At 64.6% G+C, this 25,161-nt stretch carries 2 protein-coding genes; both read left to right on the top strand.

Translation table 11 applies throughout. From position 1 onward, the window contains the following. The first annotated feature begins 795 nt into the window (after positions 1-795). Positions 796-13,719: a non-ribosomal peptide synthetase gene (locus NVB75_RS08250; protein WP_258346781.1), complete on the top strand. Its 12,924-nt coding sequence runs from the start codon at positions 796-798 to the stop codon at positions 13,717-13,719. Next, the gene (locus tag NVB75_RS08245) at positions 13,716-25,133 is read left to right on the top strand and encodes a non-ribosomal peptide synthetase (protein ID WP_258346780.1); all 11,418 of its coding nucleotides are present in this window, start codon (positions 13,716-13,718) and stop codon (positions 25,131-25,133) included. Before NVB75_RS08250 ends, NVB75_RS08245 begins: the two co-directional genes overlap by 4 nt. The last annotated feature ends 28 nt before the right edge of the window (positions 25,134-25,161 follow it).

Here is a 25,161-nt window from a genome sequence, read left to right as displayed (position 1 = left end):
CGGGCTTATTGGGGCAGTCAGATCAAAATCAAAAGCAAAAGCACAGCGGCCTACCGGCCGGCTTGAGTGTTAAAAGCCAGATCAAAAGCCAGAGCGAAAACAGATCTGCTTTTCTGTGGGAGCGGGCTTGCTCGCGAAAAACCTGAGGGCGCCGCGTTCATCCAGAATGCCCGCGTCATCGTTAACGACCTTCGCGAGCAAGCCCGCTCCCACATTTGGACCGTACCCGCTTTAGATTTTGATTTTGCTTTTAACACTCAAGCCGGCCGGGAGGCCGCTGTGCTTTTGCTTTTGATCTTGATCTTAGGCGCCCCGTTAAACCACGCTGGCCGAACGCAGGCTTTGGAGCGTGGGTAACCTGGCAGGACGCCAGGTTAGCCGTCCTGGGCCAGGGATGGCCCATGACGGCGGCCCACGCTCCAAAGCCGGAGTGAGGGCACACCGAGCCTAGGCGAGGTGCCGAGTGGTGGGGCAAGAGCGTTTTGCTTACTTTTGCGCTGTTCAAAAGTGAGCCGCTGTAAGAGCGGAACCAATACAAGCCATCACCCAAATAACGGATATGCCCCCCCTCCAACCCACTCCAACAAATACGAAAGTTCCCCCAAGCCAGCCGCTTTGTCCCCGCTTCCCATGTCACCCCCCACCCCCCGAATCCTCTAATTTCCAAACCCTGCGGGAAGCCACCCGATCCTCGACCGCGCCCGCGCTTTAACCCGGGCCTCCCAGGCACTTACGCGACAGCTGAAAACGGACTTTCTCCTCAACCGTATCCGACTCAAAAAAGCAGGTTACCCCATGCAGTTCAGCAAACTACTGGCAGCTCTTTCCACCCACCCGATCCGCCTGCAAATGGACGAAGGCGACCTGATCATCCTGGGTGACGACGACGCGCTGGATGACGCCCTATGGGACCAACTGATCGCCCACAAACCCCAACTGCTCGACCTCGTCGCCCAACACGGCGGCGACTGGCTCAGCCCGGCTTATCGCATCACCCCGGACATGCTGCCCCTGGTCAACCTCGACCAACCCGCCATCGACCGCATCGTCGCCAGCATCCCCGGCGGCGCGGCGAATGTGCAAGACATCTACCCCCTGGCGCCACTCCAGGAAGGCATGCTCTACCACCACCTGTCAGCCCACCAGGGCGACCCCTACGTGCTGCACGCCCAGTTCGTGTTCGACAGCCGCGCCCGTCTTGAAACCTTCGCCCAGGCCCTGCAATGGGTCATCGACCGCCACGACATCCTGCGCACCTCGATGGCCTGGGAACGCCTCGACGAACCCCTGCAAGTGGTCTGGCGCAAAGCCTCCCTGGTCTGCGAAGAAGCCCGCCTCGATGGCGATGCAATGACCCAACTGCAAGCCCTCTACGACGCCCGCAACTACCGCATGGACCTCGGCCAGGCACCGCTGCTGCGCCTGGTGTTCGCCGAAGACCCGCGCAATCAGCGCGTGGTGGCCATGCTGCTGTTTCATCACACCATCCTCGACCACACCGCCCTCGACGTAGTGCGCCGCGAGATCCAGCTGCACCTCGCCGGCCAGACCGAACAGGCCGGCGCTCCGGTACCGTTTCGCAACTACATCGCCCAGGTCCGCCACGGCGTCAGCGAACAGGCTCACGAAGCGTTCTTCCGCGAAATGCTCGCCGACATCGATGAACCCACCCTGCCGTTCGGCCTCCAGGATGTGCAGGGTGACGGCCATGGCATCGACGAAACCCGAATCACCGTCGACAGCGATCTAAGTCGCCGTCTACGGGCCCAGGCCAGGCCGTTGGGTGTCAGCCCCGCCAGCGTGATGCACCTGGCACTGGCCCAGGTGCTGGGCAAGGTCTCCGCCCGCGAGTCCGTGGTATTTGGCAGCGTGATGCTCGGCCGCATGGGCGCGGGCGAAGGCTCCGATCAGGCCCTGGGCATGTTCATCAACACCCTGCCGCTACGGGTGGACGTGGGCGAGCAAAGCGTGCGCGACGGGGTGCAAACCACCCACAAACGCCTGACCGAATTGCTCAACCACGAACACGCCTCCCTGGCCCTGGCCCAGCGTTGCAGCGGTGTGGCCGCACCCACGCCGTTGTTCAGTGCAATCCTCAACTACCGTCACAGCGATGCCTCGGACACCCAGGCGGTGATCGATATCGCTGAAGGCATCCAGGTGCTGGGCGCCGAAGAGCGCACCAACTACCCGCTGACGGTCAACGTTGATGACCTGGGCGAGGGCTTTGCCTTTACCGTGATGGTGGACGCCTCCATCGGCGCGGCGCGCATTGCCGATTACCTGCACACCGCCCTGGACAACCTGGTGCTGGCCCTGGAGCAAACACCAGACGCACCGTTGCACAGTCTGGGCATCCTGCCTGCCGCCGAACGCCAACATCTGCTGCACAGCCTTAACGCCAGCACCCAGCACTACGCCGATTCAGCCCTGATCCACCAGCAAGTCGAAGCCCACGCCGCCAGCCATCCAGAGGCCGTCGCGCTGCGCTTTGAACACCAACATCTGAGCTACCGCGAGCTGAACGAACGCGCCAACCAGGTCGCGCACTGCCTGCTCAAGCATGGCATTCGCCCCGACGACCGGGTGGCGATCTGCGTCGAGCGCGGCCTGGAAATGATCATCGGCCTGCTGGGGATCCTCAAGTCCGGTGCGGGCTACGTACCAATCGATCCGGCCTACCCCCAGGAGCGCATCGCCTACACCCTGCAAGACAGCGCGCCGCTGGCAGTGCTGGTGCAGGACAACACCCGTCATCTGGTGGGCGACGTCACGTCGATCGACCTCAACAGTCTGCAACACGAGCCCATCGTTAACCCCAACGTTGCGATCAGCTCGTCCAGCCTCGCCTATGTGATCTACACCTCCGGCTCCACCGGCTTGCCCAAGGGGGTGATGATCGAACACCGCAACGTCGCGCGGTTGTTCAGTGCCACCGAGCACTGGTTCAAGTTCAACGCCAATGACACCTGGGCGCTGTTCCACTCGTTTGCCTTTGACTTCTCCGTGTGGGAAATCTGGGGCGCGCTGATGCACGGCGGGCAGTTGCTGGTGGTGCCGCAGCTGGTCAGCCGTTCACCGGACGAGTGTTATGCACTGTTGTGTGAAGCCGGTGTCAGCATTCTCAACCAGACGCCGAGCGCGTTCCGCCAATTGATCGCGGCACAGGGCCGCAGCCAGCAGCTGCACTCGCTGCGTCAGGTCATCTTCGGCGGTGAAGCGCTGGAACCCGGGATTCTCAAGCCGTGGTACGCCCGGGTGACCAACGCCGGGACCCGCCTGGTCAATATGTACGGCATCACCGAAACCACCGTGCACGTGACCTATCGTGCCCTGGAGGCGGCGGACGCGCAGCTGGTGGGCGTGAGCCCGATTGGCGTGCGCATTCCCGACTTGCAACTGTATGTGCTGGACGCCCGCCGCGAACCGGTGCCGAGCGGTGTGGTCGGCGAGTTGTACGTCGGCGGTGCCGGGGTGGCGCGGGGGTATCTCAACCGTGATGAGCTGACCGCCGAACGCTTTCTGGCGGACCCCGTCACCGGCCTGCGCCTGTACAAGACCGGAGACCTCGGCCGGTTGCTGGCCGACGGCAGTGTCGAGTACCTGGGGCGCAACGATGACCAGGTGAAGATTCGCGGTTTCCGTATCGAACTGGGGGAAATCGAAGCACGCCTGGCGACCTATGAAGGCGTGCGTGAGGCCGTGGTGATCGCCCGCGAAGACGAGCCGGGCGACAAGCGTCTGGTGGCCTACGTGATTGCCCAGCCGGACCACGCGCCCACCGCCGCTGAGCTGCGGGACCACCTGCTGCTGTCCCTGGCCGAATACATGGTGCCCAGCGCCTTCGTGCTGTTGGATACGTTCCCGCTCACCACCAACGGCAAGCTCGACCGCAAGGCCTTGCCGGCACCCGATGCCGACGCCCTGGCCCGTCGTGGTTATGACGCGCCACAAGGCGCGGTGGAAACCGCGATTGCCAGCCTCTGGCAAGACCTGCTGAAGATCGACCGGGTCGGGCGCCAGGACAACTTTTTCGAACTGGGTGGCCATTCCTTGCTGGCGGTCAAACTGATCGAGCGCATGCGCCAGCTGGAGTTGAGCGCCGATGTGCGGGTGCTGTTCGGCCAGCCGACCTTGGCTGCGCTGGCCGCTGCGGTGGGCGGGCAGCAGGAAGTGCAGGTCCCGGCCAACCTGATCAGCGAAGCGACCCGGCACATCACGCCCGATATGCTGCCGCTGGTGGACCTCGACCAGCAGGCCATCGACCATATCGTCGCCAGCGTGCCCGGCGGTATCGGTAACGTGCAGGACATCTACGGTCTGGCCCCGTTGCAGGCCGGCATCCTCTATCACCACCTGGCGACCACCGAGGGCGATCCCTACGTGTTGCAGGTGCAGTTCAGCTTCAGCGGCCATGAGCCGGTCGAGGCGTTTATCCGTGCGCTGCAAAGCGTGATCGAGCGCAACGATATTCTGCGCACCGGCATCATGTGGGAAGGCCTGGACGAGCCGGTGCAAGTGGTCCTGCGCCAGGCACTGCTGGTGGTTGAGCAGGTCGACGTGGATCCACACAGCGAGGTTCTGGCACAACTGCAAGCACGCTTCGACCCACGCCACTATCGCCTCGACCTCTCCCGCGCCTCGCTGATGCGCTTTGCCTACGCCGAGGATCAGGGCCGTCATGTCGGCATCCTGCTGCTGCACCACATCCTGCTGGACCACACCGCGTTGCAGGTGCTGGTGGAAGAAATGAGCGCCAGCCTCGCAGGCGAAACCGGCCTGCTGCCGGACGCCGTGCAATACCGCCATTACGTGGCCCAGGCGCGCCTCGGTGTGAGCGCTGCGCAGCATGAAGCGTTCTTCAGTGAGATGCTCGGCGATATCGACGAGCCGACCCTGGCCTTCGGTTTGCACGATGTGAATCGCGACGGCAGCGGTGTGCGTGAAGCGCACTTGCCAGTGGACCCGGCCCTCAGCCTCGGCCTGCGGGAGCAAGCCCGGCAGCTCGGCGTCAGCGCCGCCAGCCTGGTGCACCTGGCATGGGCGCAAGTCCTCGGCCAGGTATCGGGCCAGGACGAGGTGGTATTTGGCACGGTATTGCTGGGCCGTATGCAAGGCGGGGAGGGTGCCGACCGGGCGCTGGGGATGTTCATCAATACCTTGCCGCTGCGGGTCAGCGTCGGCGCGGTGGGGGTGCAGGCCGGCGTACGCGCCACCCACGCGCGGCTCGCGCAGTTGCTGGGGCACGAGCATGCGTCCTTGTCCCTGGCCCAGCGTTGCAGTGGCGTGTCCGGCGCGCTGCCGCTGTTCAGCACCTTGCTCAACTATCGCCACAGTGCCCCGGGCGAAGCGCCAGGCGCCAGCCCGTTCGCCGACGCCGGGATCGAAATCCTCAGCTCCGAGGAACGCAGCAACTACCCGCTGGTGCTGAACGTCGACGACCTCGGTGTGGATTTTGCGCTGACGGTGCAAGGCGTAGCCGAAGTGGATGTGCAACGTGTCGGCGACTACATGCTCAGTGCCTTGCGCAACCTGGTGACGGCGCTGCAACAGGCGCCGACTACTGCGCTGCATCAAGTGTCGATCCTGCCGCCTGCCGAGCGGCAACAAGTGCTCGTGGGTTTCAACGCCACCGCCCGCGACTACCCGGCCGGGGAAACCGTTCACGCTCTCTTCGAAGCCCAGGCCCTGGCCAGCCCGGACGCCGTGGCGGTGGTGCACGGCCATGCGTCACTGGGTTACCGCGATCTCAACCTGCGGGCCAATCGCCTGGCCCACTATTTGATCGATCAAGGCGTAAAGCCGGGGGACAGCGTGGTCATCGCGCTGCCACGCTCCATCGACTTGTTGGTGAGCCAGTTGGCGATCCTCAAGTGTGCGGCGGTCTATGTGCCGCTGGACGTCAATGCGCCTGAAGAGCGCCAGGCATTTATGGTGCAGGACAGCCATGCCAAACACGTGCTGAATGACCTCGCTGCGCTGAACCTCGGGACGCAGCCTGGGCATAACCCGAACCTTGCCCAGTCGGCGGAAAGCGTGGCGTACATCATGTACACCTCCGGCTCCACCGGGGCACCGAAAGGTGTGCAGGTGCCCCATCGCGCGGTCACCCGGCTGGTGATCAACAATGGCTATGCCGACTTCAACTCGCGTGACCGTGTGGCCTTCGCCTCGAACCCGGCGTTCGACGCCAGCACCCTCGACGTGTGGGCGCCGCTGCTCAATGGCGGCTGTGTGGTGGTGGTCGAACACGCCACCTTGCTGTCCCAGGCTGCTTTCGCCGCCCTGCTGCAGGAGCAGTCCGTCAGCGTTCTGTGGATGACGGCGGGGCTGTTCCACCAATACGCCGATGGGTTGATGCCGATGTTCCGCCAGCTGCGCTACCTGATCGTCGGCGGCGATGTGCTCGACCCGCAGGTGATCGGCCGGGTGCTTAAGCACGGCGCGCCGCAGCATCTGTTGAATGGCTACGGCCCCACCGAAGCCACCACGTTTTCCACCACCTTCGAGATCACGTCAGTGGGTGAGGGCGGTATTCCGATTGGCCGACCCATTGGCAACAGCCGTGCCTACGTGCTGGATGCGCGGCAGCAGCCGGTGCCGCTGGGCGTCGTCGGCGAGCTGTACATCGGTGGCGCGGGCGTGGCCAAGGGGTACCTGAACCAGCCGCAACTGACCGCCGAGAAGTTTATCGTCGACCCGTTCGGCGACGGCCTGCTGTACCGCACCGGCGACCTGGCGAGTTGGCAGGCGGACGGCACCTTGCTGTACCAGGGCCGTAACGACCATCAGCTGAAACTCCGGGGTTTCCGTATCGAACCCGGCGAAATCGAAAGTTGCCTGGCCAGCTATTCCGGCGTGAAAGACACGGTGGTGCTGGCCCGCGAAGATGAACCCGGCGACAAGCGCCTGGTGGCTTACTACACCGCCCAGGCGCCGTTGAGCATTGAAGCGTTGCGTGCGCACCTGCAAAGCCGGCTGCCGGACTACATGGTGCCGTCGGCCTATGTCTGGCTGGAACTGTTGCCGCTGACCGCGAATGGCAAGCTGGACCGCAAGGGCCTGCCGGCGCCGGATCAGGCGTCGCTGCTCAGCCGTGGTTTCGAAGCCCCCGAGGGCGAGGTGGAAACGCTGCTGGCGCAGATCTGGCAGGACGTCTTGAAGGTCGAACGGGTCGGGCGCTTTGATCACTTCTTTGAACTCGGCGGCCATTCATTGCTGGCGGTCAGCCTGATCGAACGCATGCGCCAGGCTGGCCTGAGCGCCGATGTGCGGGTGCTGTTCAACCAGCCAAGCCTGGCGGCGCTGGCGGCCGCAGTGGGCAGTGGCCGGGAGATCGTGGTACCGGCCAACGGCATTGCGCCGGATTGCCAGCGCATCACGCCGTCGATGCTGACCCTGGTCACGCTGGATCAAGCGGCCATCGACCGCATTGTGGCCATGGTGCCCGGCGGTGCGGCCAACGTGCAGGACATCTACCCACTGGCCCCGTTGCAGGAAGGCATTCTTTACCACCACATCAGCGCTGAACAGGGCGACCCGTACCTGCTGCAATCGCGCATGGCGTTTGACAGCGTTGAGCGTTTGCAGGCCTTTATGGGCGCGCTGCAAAAGGTCGTGGCGCGCCACGATATCCTGCGCACCGGCGTGGTGTGGGAAGGCTTGGACAGCCCGGTGCAAGTGGTGTGGCGTCATGCCGAGTTGGTCGTACAGCACATCCCGCTGGACCCGGCCGATGGCGACGTGATTGAACAGCTGCACGCACGCTTCGATGCCCGCCACTATCGCCTGGACATCACCCAGGCACCGCTGTTGCGCATGGTGTATGCGCGGGACCCGGCCAACCAACGGGTCGCGGCGATCCTCCTGTTCCATCACCTGGCGCTGGACCACACTGCCATGGAAGTGGTCGGCCAGGAAATGCGTGCATTTCTGTTCAACCAGGCCGATGACTTGCCGGTCGCGGCACCGTTCCGCAACTACGTGGCCCAGGCCCGCCTGGGTGTCAGCGCCCAGGAGCACGAGCAGTTCTTCCGTGGAATGCTCGCCGACATCGACGAGCCCACGCTGCCCTTTGGCGTGCAGGATGTGCAGGGCGATGGCCGGGATATCGAAGAGGCCGAACTGCCCGTCGATGCAGGGTTGGCGCTGCGGATTCGTGAACAGGCGCGGCAACTGGGGGTCAGCGCTGCGAGCCTGATGCACTTGGCCTGGGGCCAGGTGCTCGGCCTCGCGTCGGGCCGTCAGGACGTGGTATTCGGCACCGTATTAATGGGCCGCATGCAAGCCGGCGAAGGCGCCGACCGGGCGCTGGGCATGTTCATCAACACCTTGCCGCTGCGGGTGGATGTGGGCGCCAGCGCGGTTCGTGCCGGGGTCAAGGCGACTCATGCCCGGCTCAGTGCCTTGCTGGGCCATGAGCATGCATCCCTGGCGCTGGCCCAGCGGTGCAGCGGCGTGCCGACCTCGATGCCGTTGTTCAGTGCCTTGCTCAACTACCGCCACAGCACCCCGGGCGAAATGGCCCGCGACGGCCACGGCATCTGGGAAGGCGTGCAGTTGCTGGGCGGCGAAGAACGCAGCAATTACCCGCTGACCCTGAGCGTGGACGACCTGGGCACAGGCTTCGGCCTGACGGTGCTGGCCCTGGAGTCCATCGGTGCGCAACGCCTGTGTGACTACATGCACAGCGCGCTGGAACAGTTGGTGGACGCTCTTGAACAAACGCCGGAAACGCCGCTGAACCAGTTGCCGGTACTGCCTGCTGCCGAGCGCGAAAAACTCCTGCGTACCTTCAACGCCACCGCCCGTGATTACCCTCAAGGGCACACCCTGCACGCGGCTTTTGAAGCCCAGGCCGAGCGCCTGCCGCAGGCGATTGCGGTGAGCCAGGATGGCCAGCACCTGACGTATCAACAGCTCAACCAACGTGCCAATCAGCTGGCTCATCACCTGCTGGCGTTGGGCGTGCAGCCCGACGACCGCGTGGCGATCTGCTGCCGACGCGGCCCGCAGATGCTGGTGGGCCTGCTGGCGATTCTCAAGTCGGGTGCGGCCTACGTCCCGGTAGACCCGGCTTACCCGGCCGAGCGCATCGCTTACCTGCTGCAAGACAGCGCACCGGTCGCGGTACTGGCCGAGGAGAGCACCCGTGGCGTGCTCGGTGAGGTGGCCATCGTCGACCTGCATGGCGCGTATTCCGGTGAGACTAATCCCCAGATCGCCAGCCTGACCCCGGCGAACCTCGCCTACGTGATCTACACCTCCGGCTCCACCGGCCAGCCCAAAGGGGTGATGGTGGAACACCGCACTGTGGAAAACCTGGTGCACTGGCACTGCGAAGCCTTTGACCTGCACGCCCATAGCCACACCAGCAGCGTGGCCGGGTTCGGCTTTGATGCCATGGCCTGGGAAGTCTGGCCGGCGTTGTGCGTAGGGGCGACCCTGCACCTGCCACCGGCCCAGGTGGGCAATGAAAACATCGACGAACTACTGGCCTGGTGGCTGGCGCAACCGCTGGAGGTGAGCTTCCTGCCCACGCCGGTGGCTGAGTACGCCTTCAGCCAGGAGCTTGAACACCCAAGCCTACGCACCCTGTTGATCGGCGGTGATCGCCTGCGCCAGTTCAATCAGGAGCGCCGTTTCGCGGTGATCAACAACTACGGCCCGACCGAAGCCACGGTGGTCGCCACCTCTGGCCCCGTGCACACCGGTCAGCCGCTGCATATCGGCAAGCCGATGACCAATGCCACGGTGTACCTGCTTGATGAGCAACAGCGTCCGGTGTCGGTGGGTGTGGCAGGCGAGTTGTACGTGGGCGGTCGCGGTGTGGCCCGTGGGTATTTGAATCGCCCGGACTTGACCGCCCAACGCTTCCTCGATGACCCGTTCAACCCGGGCCGCATGTACCGCACCGGCGACCTGGCGCGCTGGCTGCCGGATGGGAATATTGAATACTTGGGCCGCAACGACGACCAGGTAAAAGTCCGGGGTGTGCGCATCGAGCTGGGGGAAATCGAAACCCGCCTGGCCGCCGTCGATGGCGTCAAGGAAGCCGTGGTGCTGGTGCGCGACGGCCGCTTGGTCGCCTGGTTCACCGAACAAAAACCGCTGGATATCGAAACCCTGCGCGCCGAGCTGCACAGCCAACTGCCCGAGGCCATGGTGCCGGTGGCTTACGTGAAGCTCGACAGCTGGCCTCTGACCGCCAACGGCAAGCTCGACCGCAAGGCCCTGCCGGCGCCGGATCAGGCCGCCATGCTCAGCCGTGAATACGAAGCGCCGCAAGGCGAGGTCGAAACCACCCTGGCGCGGATCTGGGCCGAGGTGTTGCAGGTGGAGCAAGTGGGCCGCCATGACCATTTCTTTGAGCTGGGTGGCCATTCATTGCTGGCGGTGAGTCTGATCGAGCGCATGCGCCAGGTCGGCCTGAGCGCCGATGTGCGGGTGCTGTTCAGTCAGCCGACATTGGCCGCATTGGCGGCGGCGGTGGGCAGTGGCCGGGAAGTGGTGGTGCCGGTCAATCGCATCGCTGCCGATTGCCAGCGCATCACGCCTTCGATGCTGTCCCTGGTGGAGCTGGATCAGCCGACCATCGACCTGATCGTCGCCAGCGTGCCAGGTGGCGCCGCCAATGTGCAGGACATCTACCCGCTGGCGCCGTTGCAGGAAGGCATTCTTTACCACTACCTCACGGCGGAGCAGGGCGATCCGTACCTGCTGCAATCGCACCTGGCATTCGATACCCAGGCGCGCCTGGACAGTTTCGCCCAGGCCTTGCAGCAGGTGATCGACCGCCACGATATCCTGCGTACCGGCGTGGTCTGGGAAGGCTTGGCGCAGCCGGTGCAAGTGGTATGGCGCAAGGCTCGATTGAAGGTTGAAGCGCTGCATCTGGACGGTGATGTGCTGGCCGGCCTGCATCAGCGTTTCGACGCCCGGCGCTACCGGCTGGACATCGCCCAGGCGCCGCTGATCCGCCTGATGTACGCCAACGACCCGGTCAATCAGCGGGTGGTGGCGGTGCTGCTGTATCACCACATCGTGCTCGACCACACCGCGTTCGACGTGGTGCTGCGGGAAATGCAAGGCTACCTGCTGGGGCACACCGCACCGCAGGCCGCGCCAATGCCTTATCGCAATTACGTGGCGCAGGCGCGACTGGGTGTCAGCGAGCAGGAGCATGAAGGGTTCTTCCGCGAGATGCTCGGCGATATCCATGAGCCGACGCTGCCGTTTGGCTTGCAGGATGTGCAGGGTGATGGTCGGGATATCGAAGCGTTCACGCATCACCTGGACGCGGCTGTCAGCCGTCGCTTGCGGGCCCAGGCGCGCCTGCTGGGCGTGAGCACCGCGAGCCTGTTCCACCTCGCATGGGCACAGGTGTTGGCGGTGACGTCGGGCAAGCCGAACGTGGTGTTTGGCACGGTGCTGGTCGGCCGGATGCAGGGCGGCGAGGGTGCGGACCGGGCCCTTGGCGTGTTCATCAATACTCTGCCGTTGCGTCTGGATATCGACGGGCAAGGCGTGCGCGACAGCGTGCGCAGCACCCATGCCCGGCTCACCGCGCTGCTGGGGCATGAACATGCCTCCCTGGCCCTGGCCCAACGTTGCAGCGGGGTGGCGGCGCCGCTGCCGCTGTTCAGCTCGATGCTCAATTATCGCCACCGGGGCGGCGCCACCCGTTCACAGGACGCGCAGCACGCCTGGGAAGGCATGCAGACCCTGACTAATGACGGGCGCACCAACTATCCGTTGACCCTGAACGTCGATGACCTGGGTGACGGTTATGACTTCACCGCGTTGACCCCGGCCCAGGTGGGCGCACAACGGGTCTGCGGTTATATGCAGATGGCGTTGACCCAGTTGGTGAATGCCCTGGAGCACGCCCCGCACCAGGCCCTTGATCGCCTGCCGATCCTGGGGGATGCAGAGCGTCAGCAACTGCTGTTTGATTTCAATGCCACCGAGGTTGATTACGACCTCGCGCAGACCCTGCACGGTCTTTTCGAGGCCCAGGTCGAGCGCACGCCGGATGCATTGGCGGTGAAGGACGGTGAGCAATGCCTGACCTATGCCGAGCTGAACCAGCGCGCCAACCAACTGGCGCATCACCTGCGTGAACTGGGCGTGCAGCCGGATTCGCGGGTGGCGATTTGCGTCGAGCGTGGTCTGGAGATGGTCATTGGTCTGTTTGCGATCCTCAAGGCCGGTGGTGGTTATGTGCCGCTGGACCCGGCATACCCGCTGGATCGCCTGGCCTACATGCTGCAAGACAGCCAGCCCGCGGCGCTGCTGGTGCAGGGCGCTACCCGTTCGTTGCTGGGCGACGTGACGGTGCCGGTGGTGGGTCTCGACCAGAACACCTGGTCGCACCAGCCGGTGTCCAACCCACAGGTTCCCGGCTTGAACGCGCAGCACCAGGCCTACGTGATCTATACATCCGGCTCCACCGGCCAGCCCAAGGGCGTGATCAACGAGCATGCCGGTGTGGTCAACCGCCTGCTGTGGATGCAGGACGCCTACGGCCTGAACGCCACTGACGCGGTACTGCAGAAAACCCCGTTCAGCTTCGATGTGTCGGTATGGGAGTTCTTCTGGCCGCTGTTCACCGGTGCCCGGTTGGTCATGGCACGCCCCGGCGGGCACAAGGACCCGGCTTACCTGTGCGAGGTGATCCAAGCCGAACGGATCACCACCTTGCACTTTGTGCCGTCGATGCTCGATGTGTTCCTGGCCCACGGTGATGTCAGCCAGAGTGCAGGGCTGCTGCGGGTGATGTGCAGCGGCGAAGCCTTGCCCGGCAGCCTGGTGCGGCGTTTCAAGCAGCAATTGCCCGGCATCGGCTTGTACAACCTCTATGGCCCGACGGAAGCCGCGGTGGACGTGACCGCCTGGAACTGCGCCAGGCCCGTGGTGCCGGACAACACGCCTATCGGCAAGCCGATTGCCAACACCCGCATGTACTTGCTGGATGCCCGGTTGCAACCGGTGCCGCTGGGCGTGGTGGGTGAGCTGTTTATCGCCGGTGTGCAAGTGGCTCGCGGCTACCTGCACCGTCCCGAACTGACGGCCGAGCGCTTCCTCAAGGACCCGTTCAACCCAGGCCGGATGTACCGCACCGGTGACGTCGGGCGCTACCTGCCGGACGGCAATATCGAGTACCTGGGCCGTAATGACGACCAGGTGAAAATCCGTGGCCTGCGCATCGAGCTGGGGGAAATCCAGGCGCGGCTGACCGAGTACCCACAGGTGAAGGAAGCGGCGGTGTTGGCCCGGGACGAACGCCTGGTGGCGTACTACACCGGCGTGCCAGCCGATATCGAACAGTTGCGGGCGCACCTGCTGGCGCGCTTGCCGGACTTCATGGTGCCTGCGGTATTCGTGCATCTGGACGCTCTGCCCCTGAGCCCCAATGGCAAGCTCGACCGCAAGGCCTTGCCGACGCCGGGTGTGGAATCACTGATCGTGCGCGAGTACGAAGCCCCGGTGGGCGATACCGAAATCACCCTGGCGCGGCTGTGGGCCGAGCTGCTGAAGGTAGAGCGGGTAGGGCGTCACGACAACTTTTTCGAGCTGGGCGGGCACTCGTTGCTGGCCGTCAGCTTGATCGGACGCTTGCGTCAGGAAGGCATGGAAGCCGATGTGCGGGGCCTGTTCGAACAGCCGACCCTGGCCGGCTACGCCGCAATTACCGAACGAATGGAGATCGTCCTGTGAGCATCATCGAACTGTTGGCGACACTCAAGGCCAAGGATGTGCAACTGGCGCTCAAGGGCGATCAGTTGTCGGTGCAAGGCAACAAACAGGCCCTGAGCGACGCGGCATTGGTGGCCTCGCTGCGGGAACACAAGCCGGCGCTGATCGAGCTGATCAAGGCGGGGGAATACTCGGCCACCAAGGCTGGTGAGGTACAGGTCCCGGCCAATGGTATTGCGCCGGGCGCTACCTCGATTACCCCGCTGATGCTGACCCTGTCGACCCTCAGCCAGGCGTCCATCGACCGCATCCTCGAGACCGTCGAGGGTGGCGTCGCCAACGTACAGGACATCTACCCGCTGGCACCGTTGCAGGAGGGCATCCTCTACCACCATGTGAGTGCCGAGCACGGCGACCCGTACATCATGCAGTCGCTGTTTGCCTTCGACAGCCTTGAGCGTTTCGAGGGGTTTGCCCAGGCCTTGCAACAGGTGATCGACCGTCACGACATCCTGCGGACCGGCGTGGTGTGGGAAGGCCTGGAAGAACCGTCGCAAGTGGTCTGGCGCACGGCGCGCCTGCCGGTGCAGGCGATTGAACTGGACCCGGCAGACGGCGATATCGCCGCCCAGTTGCATCGCCTGTTCGATGGCCGCCATTACCGCATGGACGTGACCCGCGCGCCGCTGCTGCGCCTGGTGCGGGCCTGGGATGAAGCCGGCCAGCGCGTGGTGGCCATGCTGTTGTTCCACCACATGGCACTGGACCACAGCGCCCTGGAAGTGGTCTGCCACGAGATGCAAGCCTGCCTGCTGGGCAGGGCGGGGGAACTGGGCCAGGCGGTGCCATTTCGCAACTATGTCGCCCAGGCGCGCCTGGGCATCAGCGAGCAGGAGCACGAAGGGTTCTTCCGGCAGATGCTCGGCGACATCAGCGAACCCACCTTGCCCTACGGCCTGCAGGATGTGCAGGGCGATGGCGATAACATTCAGGAGATCAGCCTGCCGCTGGCCCCGGAGCTGAGCCGGCGCTTGCGCGCCCAGGCCCGGCAGTTGGGCGTCAGCGCCGCGAGCCTGTTCCACATGGGCTGGGCCCAGGTTCTGGGAGTGCTGGCGGGCAAGGAGCAGGTGGTGTTCGGTACGGTGCTGATGGGCCGTATGCAGGGCAGCCACGACACTGACCGTGCCCTGGGGATCTTTATCAACACCTTGCCATTGCGGGTGGATGTGGGTGCCGAAGACGTGCGCACCGGAGTCAAGGCGACCCATGCCCGCCTGACCACCCTGCTGCGTCACGAACACGCGGCGCTGGCCCTGGCCCAGCGCTGCAGTGGCGTAGTGGCGCCGACGCCGCTGTTCAGCGCGTTGCTCAACTACCGCCATAGCGCAGGTGGCGCGAGCGCCGAAGCGGTCTCGGCCTGGCAGGGTATTCAAGCGTTGCGCTCCGAGGAACGCACCAACTACCCGTTGACCCTGAGCGTCGACGACCTGGGCGAAGACTTCAGCCTGAGCCTGTTGGCCAGCGCCCAGGTTGATCCGCAGCGGGTGTGCGCTTATCTGCAAACTGCCCTGGGGAACCTGGTACAGGCGCTGGAACAGGCACCCGAAACACCCTTGAATCGCTTGTCGGTGCTGCCCGAGGCTGAGCAGCGGCAGCTGCTGGAGCAGTTCAACGCGACAGCCATCGACTTCCCCCAAGGTACTACCCTGCACGGGCGTATCGAGGCCCAAACCCTGCTGACTCCGGACGCGGTGGCTGCCGTGTATCAAGGCCGCCAGCTGACCTACGCCGAGTTGAATCAACAAGCCAACCTGCTGGCCCATCACCTGCTGGCGTTGGGGGTAAAACCCGACGACCGCGTGGCCATCGTCGCCCGGCGCGGGCTGGACACCCTGGCCGGATTGCTGGCGATCCTCAAGGCCGGTGCCTGCTATGTACCGGTGGACCCGTCGCACCCGGCCGAGCGCCTGAGCTACCTGCTCAGCGACAGCGCCCCGGTCGCGGTGCTGACGCAACACGCCCTGCTGGAGCGCCTGCCTGCACTCGACGTGCCGGTGATCAACCTGGACCGTTTTACCTGGCATCACCATACGGCCAGCAACCCGCACGTCGCTGTCACACCGTCCCACCTGGCCTACGTGATCTACACCTCCGGCTCCACCGGCCTGCCCAAAGGTGTGATGGTGGAACACCACACCGTGGCCAACCTGGTGGACTGGCATTGCACCGCGTTTGACCTGTGCGCCGGCCGACATACTGCCAGCGTTGCCGGTTTTGGCTTTGATGCGATGGCCTGGGAAGTCTGGCCGGCCCTGTGTGTGGGCGCGACCTTGCACCTGCCGCCGGCCCACGACGGCGCGGAAGATATCGACGCGCTGCTGGACTGGTGGTGCGCGCGACCGCTGGACGTGTGTTTCCTGCCCACGCCGGTGGCCGAATATGCCTTAAGCCAGAACATCGAACACCCGAGCCTGCGCACCTTGCTGATTGGCGGCGACCGCCTGCGCCAGTTCACCCGCGCCCAGCGTTTCGAGGTGATCAACAACTACGGCCCCACCGAAGCCACGGTGGTCGCCACCTCCGGGCGAATTGAACCCGGGCAGCCACTGCACATTGGCAAACCCATCGCCAATGCCCGGGTTTACCTGTTGGACGAACTGCAGCGCCCGGTGCCCATGGGCGTTGCCGGTGAACTGTATGTGGGCGGCAAGGGCGTGGCGCGGGGTTATCTGAACCGTCCGCAAATGACTGCCGAACGCTTTCTGGATGACCCATTCAATCCGGGCCGTATGTACCGCACCGGCGACCTCGCGCGTTGGTTGCCGGACGGGAATATCGAGTACCTGGGCCGCAACGACGACCAGGTGAAAATCCGTGGGGTGCGCATCGAGCTGGGGGAAATCGAAACCCGCCTCAACCAACTGCCTGGCCTTCAGGAAGTGGTGGTGCTGGCCCGTGAAGACCAGCCCGGCCAGCCCCGGCTGGTGGCTTACTTCACCGAAAACCCGCAGTTCGATCCCCTCGATGTGGGCGATATTCGCGCGCATCTGGTGGCGCACCTGCCGGACTACATGGTCCCGGTGGCTTACGTAAAACTCGATGCATTGCCCCTGACCGCCAACGGCAAGCTGGACCGCAAGGCCCTGCCAAAACCGGACCTGGCCGCCGTCTTCACTCGCGAGTACGAGGCGCCTCATGGCGATATCGAAACCGTCCTCGCGCAGATCTGGGCCGACGTGCTGCAAGTGGAACGTGTTGGGCGCCAGGATCATTTCTTTGAGTTGGGCGGCCATTCGTTGCTGGCCATGCGCATGGTGTCCCAGGTTCGTCAGCGCCTTGGGGTTGATCTGGCGCTGGGGGAGTTGTTCGCCAATGCCGAACTGGCGGCCGTGGCGCAGGTGCTTGCCCAGGCGGGGCGCAGCACCTTGCCGGATATTCTGCCGGCGGCGCGGGACACGGAGTTGCCGTTGTCGTTTGCCCAGCAACGCCTGTGGTTTCTGGCGCTGATGGAAGGTGCCAACACCGCCTACAACATTCCTATCGGCCTGCGCTTGCGTGGGCAGTTGCACGTCGATGCGTTGCAACGGGCCCTGGCGCGGATTGTTGCGCGGCATGAAACCTTGCGCAGCCGGTTCGCCCAGCAGGATGACGACGCCCAGGTGCTGATCGTGCCGCCTGAAGAGGTGATGCCCCTGCAAGTGCAGGACCTGCGCCGCCACCCCGAAGCACAGCAGGTGCTGGACGCCTTGGTCCAGGGCGAAGCCTCGGCGCCTTTCGATTTGCAGCGCGGCCCGTTGTTGCGCGGGCGCCTGGTGATCATGGCCGATGATCATCACGTGTTGCTGCTGACCCTCCACCACATCGTGTCCGATGGCTGGTCCATGGGCGTGCTGACCCGTGAACTGATGGCGCTGTATCAGGCCTTCAGTCGCGGTGAGGCTGATCCCTTGCCGCCATTGCCGATCCAGTACAGCGACTTCGCCGTGTGGCAGCGCCTGTGGCTCAGCGGTGAAGTGTTGCATCGCCAGAGCAGCTATTGGCAGCAAACCCTGGCCGGTGCGCCGGCGTTGCTGATGTTGCCGACCGACCGTCCACGCCCGGCCCAGCAGGACTACGCCGGCAGCAGCGTCGACGTGCATCTGGATGAGCGCCTGACCGCCGGGCTCAAGGCCCTCAGCCAGCGCCACGGCACCACGCTGTACATGGTGATGATGACGGCGTGGGCCTCGTTGCTCGCGCGCTTGGCCGGGCAGGAGGAAGTGGTGATTGGCTCGCCCGTCGCCAACCGCCAGCGGGCCGAGGTGGAAGGCTTGATCGGGCTGTTCGTCAACACCCTGGCGGTGCGCATTGATACCTCGGGCGAGCTGAGCGCCGAGGCGCTGCTGGCGCGGGTCAAGGGGCTGGCCCTGGACGCCCAGGCTCATCAGGATCTGCCGTTTGAGCAGGTGGTGGAAATCACCCGGCCATTGCGCAGCCTGGCTCATAGCCCGCTGTTCCAGACAATGTTGACCTGGCAGGACAGTGACGCGCCGGTACTGGCCCTCGGCGACCTGAGCCTTGAAGGCATTGTGGAGGACAGTCACTTTGCCAAGTTCGATCTGTCCCTGAACCTCGGCGAGACCCGGGGCGAAATTCGCGGCACCCTGGAATACGCCATCGCGTTGTTCGACGAGTCGACCCTGCAACGTTATGTCGGCTATTTCACCCGCGTGCTGCAGGCCATGGTGGATAACGATCAGGCGGTGCTGGAACAGGCTGACTTGCTGGACGATCAAGAGCGCCAGCATCTGCTGTTCGACTTCAACGACACCGCCGTGGGTTACAACCTCGACCAGACGCTGCACGGTATGTTCGAAGCCCAGGTGGCGAGAACGCCGGATGCGCTGGCGGTGAAGGCAGGCTCGGAGTGCCTGAGCTATCGCGAGCTGAACGAACGGGCCAATCAGTTGGCGCACCATCTGCGGGAGCTGGGTGTGCAGCCGGACTCGCGGGTGGCGATTTGCGTCGAGCGCGGCCTGGAGATGGTCATTGGCCTGTTCGCAATCCTCAAGGCGGGCGGCGGTTATGTGCCGCTGGACCCGGCGTATCCGCTGGAACGTATCGCCTACATGCTCAAGGACAGCGCACCGGCCGCCGTGCTGGTACAGGGCGAAACCCGTGCGCTGCTGGGCGACGTCACGGTGCCGGTGGTGGACCTGGACCGGAACACCTGGCAGCACCAATCAACGTTCAACCCACGAGTGGATGGGCTGACCGCGCAGCATCAGGCCTACGTGATCTACACCTCGGGTTCCACCGGCCAACCGAAAGGCGTGATCAACGAGCACGCGGGTGTGGTCAACCGCCTGCTGTGGATGCAGGACGAGTACGGGCTGACTGCCCAGGACAGGGTGTTGCAGAAAACCCCGTTCAGCTTCGATGTGTCGGTGTGGGAGTTTTTCTGGCCGCTGTTCACCGGCGCCCGGTTGGTGATGGCGCGCCCTGGCGGGCATAAAGACCCGGCCTACCTGTGTGATGTGATCGAGGCCGAGCAGATCACCACGCTGCACTTTGTGCCTTCGATGCTGGACGTGTTCCTGGCCCACGGCGATGTCAGCCAGAGCGCCGGGCTGGCGCGGGTGATGTGCAGCGGTGAAGCGCTCCCCGGCAGCCTGGTGCGCCGTTTCAAGCAGCAGTTGCCGGGCATCGGTTTGTACAACCTCTACGGCCCGACGGAAGCGGCGGTGGACGTGACGGCGTGGGATTGCGCCGGCCCCGTCACGCCGGACAACACCCCCATCGGCAAGCCGATTGCCAACACCCGCATGTACCTGCTGGACGGGCAGTTGCAGCCGGTGCCATTGGGCGTGGTGGGCGAGTTGTTCATCGGTGGCGTGCAAGTGGCGCGGGGTTACTTGCACCGTCCTGAGCTGACGGCCGAACGCTTCCTCAAGGACCCGTTCAGTGACGGCCGGATGTATCGCACCGGCGACGTCGGGCGCTACCTGCCGGACGGCACTATCGAGTATTTGGGCCGCAACGATGACCAGGTGAAAATCCGTGGGCTGCGCATCGAGCTGGGTGAAATTCAGGCGCGACTGCTGCAATACCCGCAGATCAACGAAGCCGCCGTGGTCGCCCGCGATTCACGGCTGGTGGCTTACTACACCGGCACGCAGGCCGACATCGACGCCCTGCGCAGCCATCTGCTGGAGCAGTTGCCGGACTACATGGTGCCGGCGACCTTCATGCACCTCGAGGCCTTGCCCCTGAGTCCCAACGGCAAGCTCGACCGCAAGGCATTGCCGGTACCGGGCCTGGAATCGGTGATCGCGCGGGAATACGTCGCGCCTGTGGGTGAGACCGAAATCACCCTAGCCGGCCTCTGGGCTGATTTGCTCAAGGTGGAGCGGGTCGGTCGGCATGACAATTTCTTCGAGCTGGGCGGCCACTCGCTGCTGGCCGCCAGCCTGATCGGCCGCATGCGTCGCGTCGGGTTGTCGGCGGATGTGAAAGTGTTGTTTGGTCAGCCCACCCTTGCAGCCTTGGCGGCTGCCGTGGGTGGTGGTCGCGAAGTGGTGGTGCCGGCCAATGGGATTGCTGCGGATTGCACGCGGATCACCCCGGACATGCTCCCGCTGATGAACCTGGAGCAGGCTGTCATCGACCGCCTTGTCGCGAGCATTCCCGGCGGCGCGGCCAACGTGCAGGACATCTACCCGTTGGCACCATTGCAGGCCGGGATCCTGTATCACCATCGCGCCGTGCAACAGGGTGACGCGTACCTGTTACAGGCGCAGTTTGCCTTCGCCAGCGTCGAGCGCCTTGAAGCGTTTGCCCAGGCGTTGCAAGCGGTGATCGAGCGGCAGGACATCCTGCGCTCGTCGATGCACTGGGACGGGCTGGAAGAACCGGTGCAAGTGGTGTGGCGCCGGGCGTCGTTGCAGGTCGAGGCGATTCAGGCGACGGGCGATGTGCTGGAGCACTTGCAGGCGCGCTTCCATCAGCACCGCCTGGACCTGGGGCAGGCACCGTTGATGCGCCTGGTGTACGCCGAAGACCCGGCCAACCAACGGGTGGTTGCGTTGTTGCTGTTCCATCATCTGGTGATGGACCACGTGGCGCTGGAAGTCCTGCAGCACGAGATGCAAGCCTGTCTGTTGGGCCGTCGCGAGCAGTTGGGTGCGGCGGTGCCGTATCGCAACTATGTGGCGCAGACGCGCTTGGGCATGCGTGAGGACGAGCACGAAGCATTCTTCCGCGAGATGCTCGGGGAGATTGATGAGCCGACGCTGGCGTTGAATGCACCGGGTGAAGCGCAACAGGCGCGCCTGAGTGTTGACCCACTGTTGAACGGGCGCCTGCGCACCCTGGCGCGTCATCTTGGGGTAAGTGCCGCTAGCCTGATGCACTTGGCTTGGGCGCAGGTATTGGGCAAGGTTTCCGGCCGTGAACAGGTGGTGTTCGGCACCGTATTGCTGGGTCGGTTGCAAGGCGGTGAAGGCGCCGAGCGCGCATTGGGCGTGTTCATCAATACCTTGCCGCTACGGGTCGACCTGGGTGAGCGCACGGTGCACGCGGCGCTGATGGCGACCCATGCCAGCCTGACCCAACTGCTCAGTCACGAGCATGCGCCACTGGCCTTGGCCCAACGTTGCAGCGGGTTGCCGGCCAATACGCCGCTGTTCAGCGTGCTGTTCAACTATCGCCACAGTGCGCCGCACGCCGGTGGGGTGGCTGAAGCCTGGCAGGGCATGCACGTGCTGAAGGCCGAGGAACGCACCAACTTTGCCCTGTCCCTGAGTGTCGATGACCTGGGTGACGGGTTTAGCTTTGATGTCATGGGGCAGGGCGCGCCACGCCTCTGTGAGTACCTGCATGTCGCCCTGGAACACCTGGTGCAGGCCCTGGAGCAAAATGCAGCGGGCCCAATCAGCCAACTGTCGATTCTGCCGCCGGCGGAGCGTGAAAAGCTGCGGGTGGGGTTCAACGCCACCCAACGGGAGTTCCCTCGCGAACATACCGTGCAGCGCCTGTTCGAAGCCCAGGCCCAGGCGCGCCCGAACGCCATCGCTGTGGCGCATGGCGAGGACAGCCTGAGTTACGGCGCGCTGAACACCCGCGCCAACCAACTGGCCCATCACCTGCGCACCTTGGGCGTGCAGCCTGGCGACCATGTGGCGATCCTGCTGCCGCGCTCGATTGACCTGGTGCTCAGTCAACTGGCAATCCTGAAATGCGCGGCGGCCTACGTGCCGCTGGACATCAACGCCCCGGCCGAGCGCCAGGCCTTTATGGTGCAGGACAGCGGCGCGGTCTGGCTGTTGACCCACAGCAGCGAGTCCGTCAAGTACCCGACCCGACGCATCGACCTCGACACCCTGGCGCTGGACCCGCAACCGAGCCACAACCCGGACCTGTCGCAGTCCTCGGAGCGGGTGGCGTACATCATGTACACCTCCGGCTCCACCGGCACCCCCAAAGGCGTGCTGGTGCCGCACCGGGGCATCACGCGGCTGGTGATCAACAACGGCTATGCCGATTTCAGCGCCCATGATCGCGTGGTGTTCGCCTCCAACCCGGCGTTCGACGCGAGCACCATGGACGTGTGGGGGCCGCTGCTGAACGGCGGCCAGGTGCTGGTGATCGACCATGCCACCTTGCTCGACCGGGGGGCATTTGGCCGAGTATTGAAGGCGGGCGGGGCGACGATCCTGTTCGTCACCACCGCGCTGTTCAACCAGTACGTGCAGCTGATTCCCGACGCGTTGGCCGGGCTGCGCATCCTGTTGTGCGGCGGCGAGCGAGCGGACCCGGCGGCGTTCCGCAGCCTGCTGGCCCGGGCGCCGACGCTACGCTTGGTGCATTGCTACGGCCCGACGGAAACCACCACCTACGCCACCACCTATGAGGTGCAGGCGATCGCCGCCGATGCTGAAAGCGTGCCGATCGGCAGGCCGATTTCCAACACGCAAATCCACTTGCTGGATGCGCACTTGCAGCCGGTGCCGCTGGGTGTGGTCGGGGAAATCTGCATTGGCGGGCACGGCGTGGCCAAGGGGTATCTGAACCGGCCGGAGCTGACGGCTGAAAAATTTGTCGATGATCCATTTGGCGATGGTTTGCTGTACCGCACCGGCGACCTTGGGCGCTGGTCGGCGGACGGGCTGCTGGAGTGCATCGGTCGTAATGACGACCAGGTGAAGATCCGTGGCTTCCGCATCGAGTTGGGTGAAATCGAAGCGCGCCTGGCGACCTGCAACGGGATCAAGGATGTGGTGGTGCTTGCGCGGGAAGATGCGCCTGGCGATAAGCGCCTGGTGGCGTACTACACCGGCGAGCCGCTCGCCATCGACGTGCTGCGCAGTCATCTGCTGCAGCATTTGCCGGACTACATGGTGCCGTCGGCCTATGTGCCACTGGAAAAAATGCCCCTGACGGCCAACGGCAAAGTCGACCGCAAGGCCCTGCCGGTGCCTGCGATGGAAGCGCTGGTAAGCCGCGTGTTTGAAGCCCCGGCCAATGAGCTGGAACAGACCCTGGCCCGCCTCTGGGCCGAGGTGTTGAGGCTGGAGCAGGTCGGTCGGCACGACAGTTTCTTCGAACTGGGCGGCCACTCGTTGCTGGCGATCCGGCTGGTCAACCTGATGGAAGAGGCGGGGCTTGAGGTGTCGTTGGCCGAGCTGTTCCAGCACGCCAGCGTCGCTTCGGTCGCCTCGATGCTCGGTCAACGCACGACGCGGGAGGCCGACAGCTCGCTGATCACCGTGCGCGCCAGCGGCAGCCAGCCGCCATTGTTCCTGGTGCATGAATTCAGCGGCATGGACGTGTATTTCCCGGCGCTGGGCCGGCATCTGCCGGGGGATTACCCGATCTACGGCTTGCCCGGTGCGCCCCTCGGTGAACCGCAGTTGCAGACCATGGAAGGCCTGGCGGCGCGGCTGGTGGGGATCATTCGGTCGGTGCAACCCCATGGGCCGTATCGGCTGGCGGGTTGGTCGTTTGGTGGGGTGTTGGCTTATGAAGTGGCGATGCAACTGCAGGGCCTGGACGAGCCGGTGGCGTTCCTCGGGTTGATCGACAGCTACGTGCCGCGCATGACCGACCAGGGCAAGGCGCGCTGGGCTGGGCCGGATGCCCTCAAGCGGCATTTGCTGTTGCAGTGCACGGCGTATTGGAAGGCACAGGGAGGTGTGGATGAGTTGGCGAGCCTTGAGCAACTGGAAGCGCAGATTGGACAGCTGGACTTTGCTGGTTTGCTGCAACGCTGCCGCGATCGGCATTTGTTGTACGCGCAGATGGCGGCGGCTTCGGACGCGGACCTGTTGAGTTTTATCGAGCGGGAAGTCGGGCATGGGCATGCGCTGGCGCATTACAGCCTGTTCCCGATGCCGTTGGCGGTGCACCTGTTCAGCGCCGCAGAGCGGCCGACGGAGCTGTCGCGACGCAGCCTGGATTTGGGTTGGGATGAAGCGTTGGCCCCTGGGCAACTGCGCCAGGTTGAAGTGCCGGGGGATCACCAGAGCATGATGCAGGCACCGCATATCCAGGCGTTGGGGCAGGCGTTGGGTGAGGCTCTGGCGTTGAGCGAGGCGCCGAGTGTTCCGGTGCATCAGCCGTTGTTGCGGATCCAGAGCGGACGCGCCGGGCATGCGCCGATTTTCTGCGTGCCGGGGGCGGGGGATAGCGTGACCGGGTTTGTGGGGTTGACCGAGGCGCTGGGCCGGGACTGGCCGATCTTCGGCTTGCAGCCCCGCGGGCTGGATGGGGAAGCGGTGCCGCACAGCCAGGTTGAGGCGGCGGCGCGCTGTTATTTGCAGGCCCTGGAACAGGAATGTCCTTCGGGGCCGGTGCATCTGGTTGGGCATTCGTTTGGCGGCTGGGTGGTGTTTGAAATGGCCGCGCGGTTGCAGGCCCAGGGGCGTGAGGTGGCGTCGTTGACCTTGATCGACAGCGAGGCGCCAGGGGGCAATGGGGTGGTGGGTCGGCCCTATACCACGACGGCGGCGTTGTTGCGGCTGATTGAGTCGATGCAGGTGGCTTCGGGTAAGTCCCTGGGGATTGATGCGGTGGATTTTGCCGGGCGCGATGAGGTGGCCCAGCGGCGGTTGTTGCATGGGGGGATGGTGGGGGTTGGGTTGTTGCCTGCGCGGTCTTCGGTGGAGGCGATGGATGGGCCGGCGCGCACGTATGCGTCGGCGTTGCGTACGGTTTATCGGCCTGCCCGGCGGTATGAGGGGGTGGTGCGGTTGGTGTTGGCGGAGGACCCGACCCTGGATGCGGCGGGGAATCAGCGGGAGCAAGGGTTGATGGTTGAGGGGTGGCGCGGGTGCGTGGGGGTGTTGGAGGTTTGGTATGGGCCGGGGAATCATTTTTCGCTACTCAAGGCGCCCAACGTCTTTAGTTTGGCGGCTTGGTGGCGGGATGGGGTTGTGGTTGGGGAGCGGGTTTCGTGAGTGTACATATCCATTTCTGCAGTAACGG

The organism is Pseudomonas sp. CBS (genome assembly GCF_024734645.1).
GTDB lineage: Bacteria > Pseudomonadota > Gammaproteobacteria > Pseudomonadales > Pseudomonadaceae > Aquipseudomonas.
The sequence above is the reverse complement of the archived record's forward strand: the minus strand, read 5'-3'. Positions and strand labels throughout refer to the sequence as shown.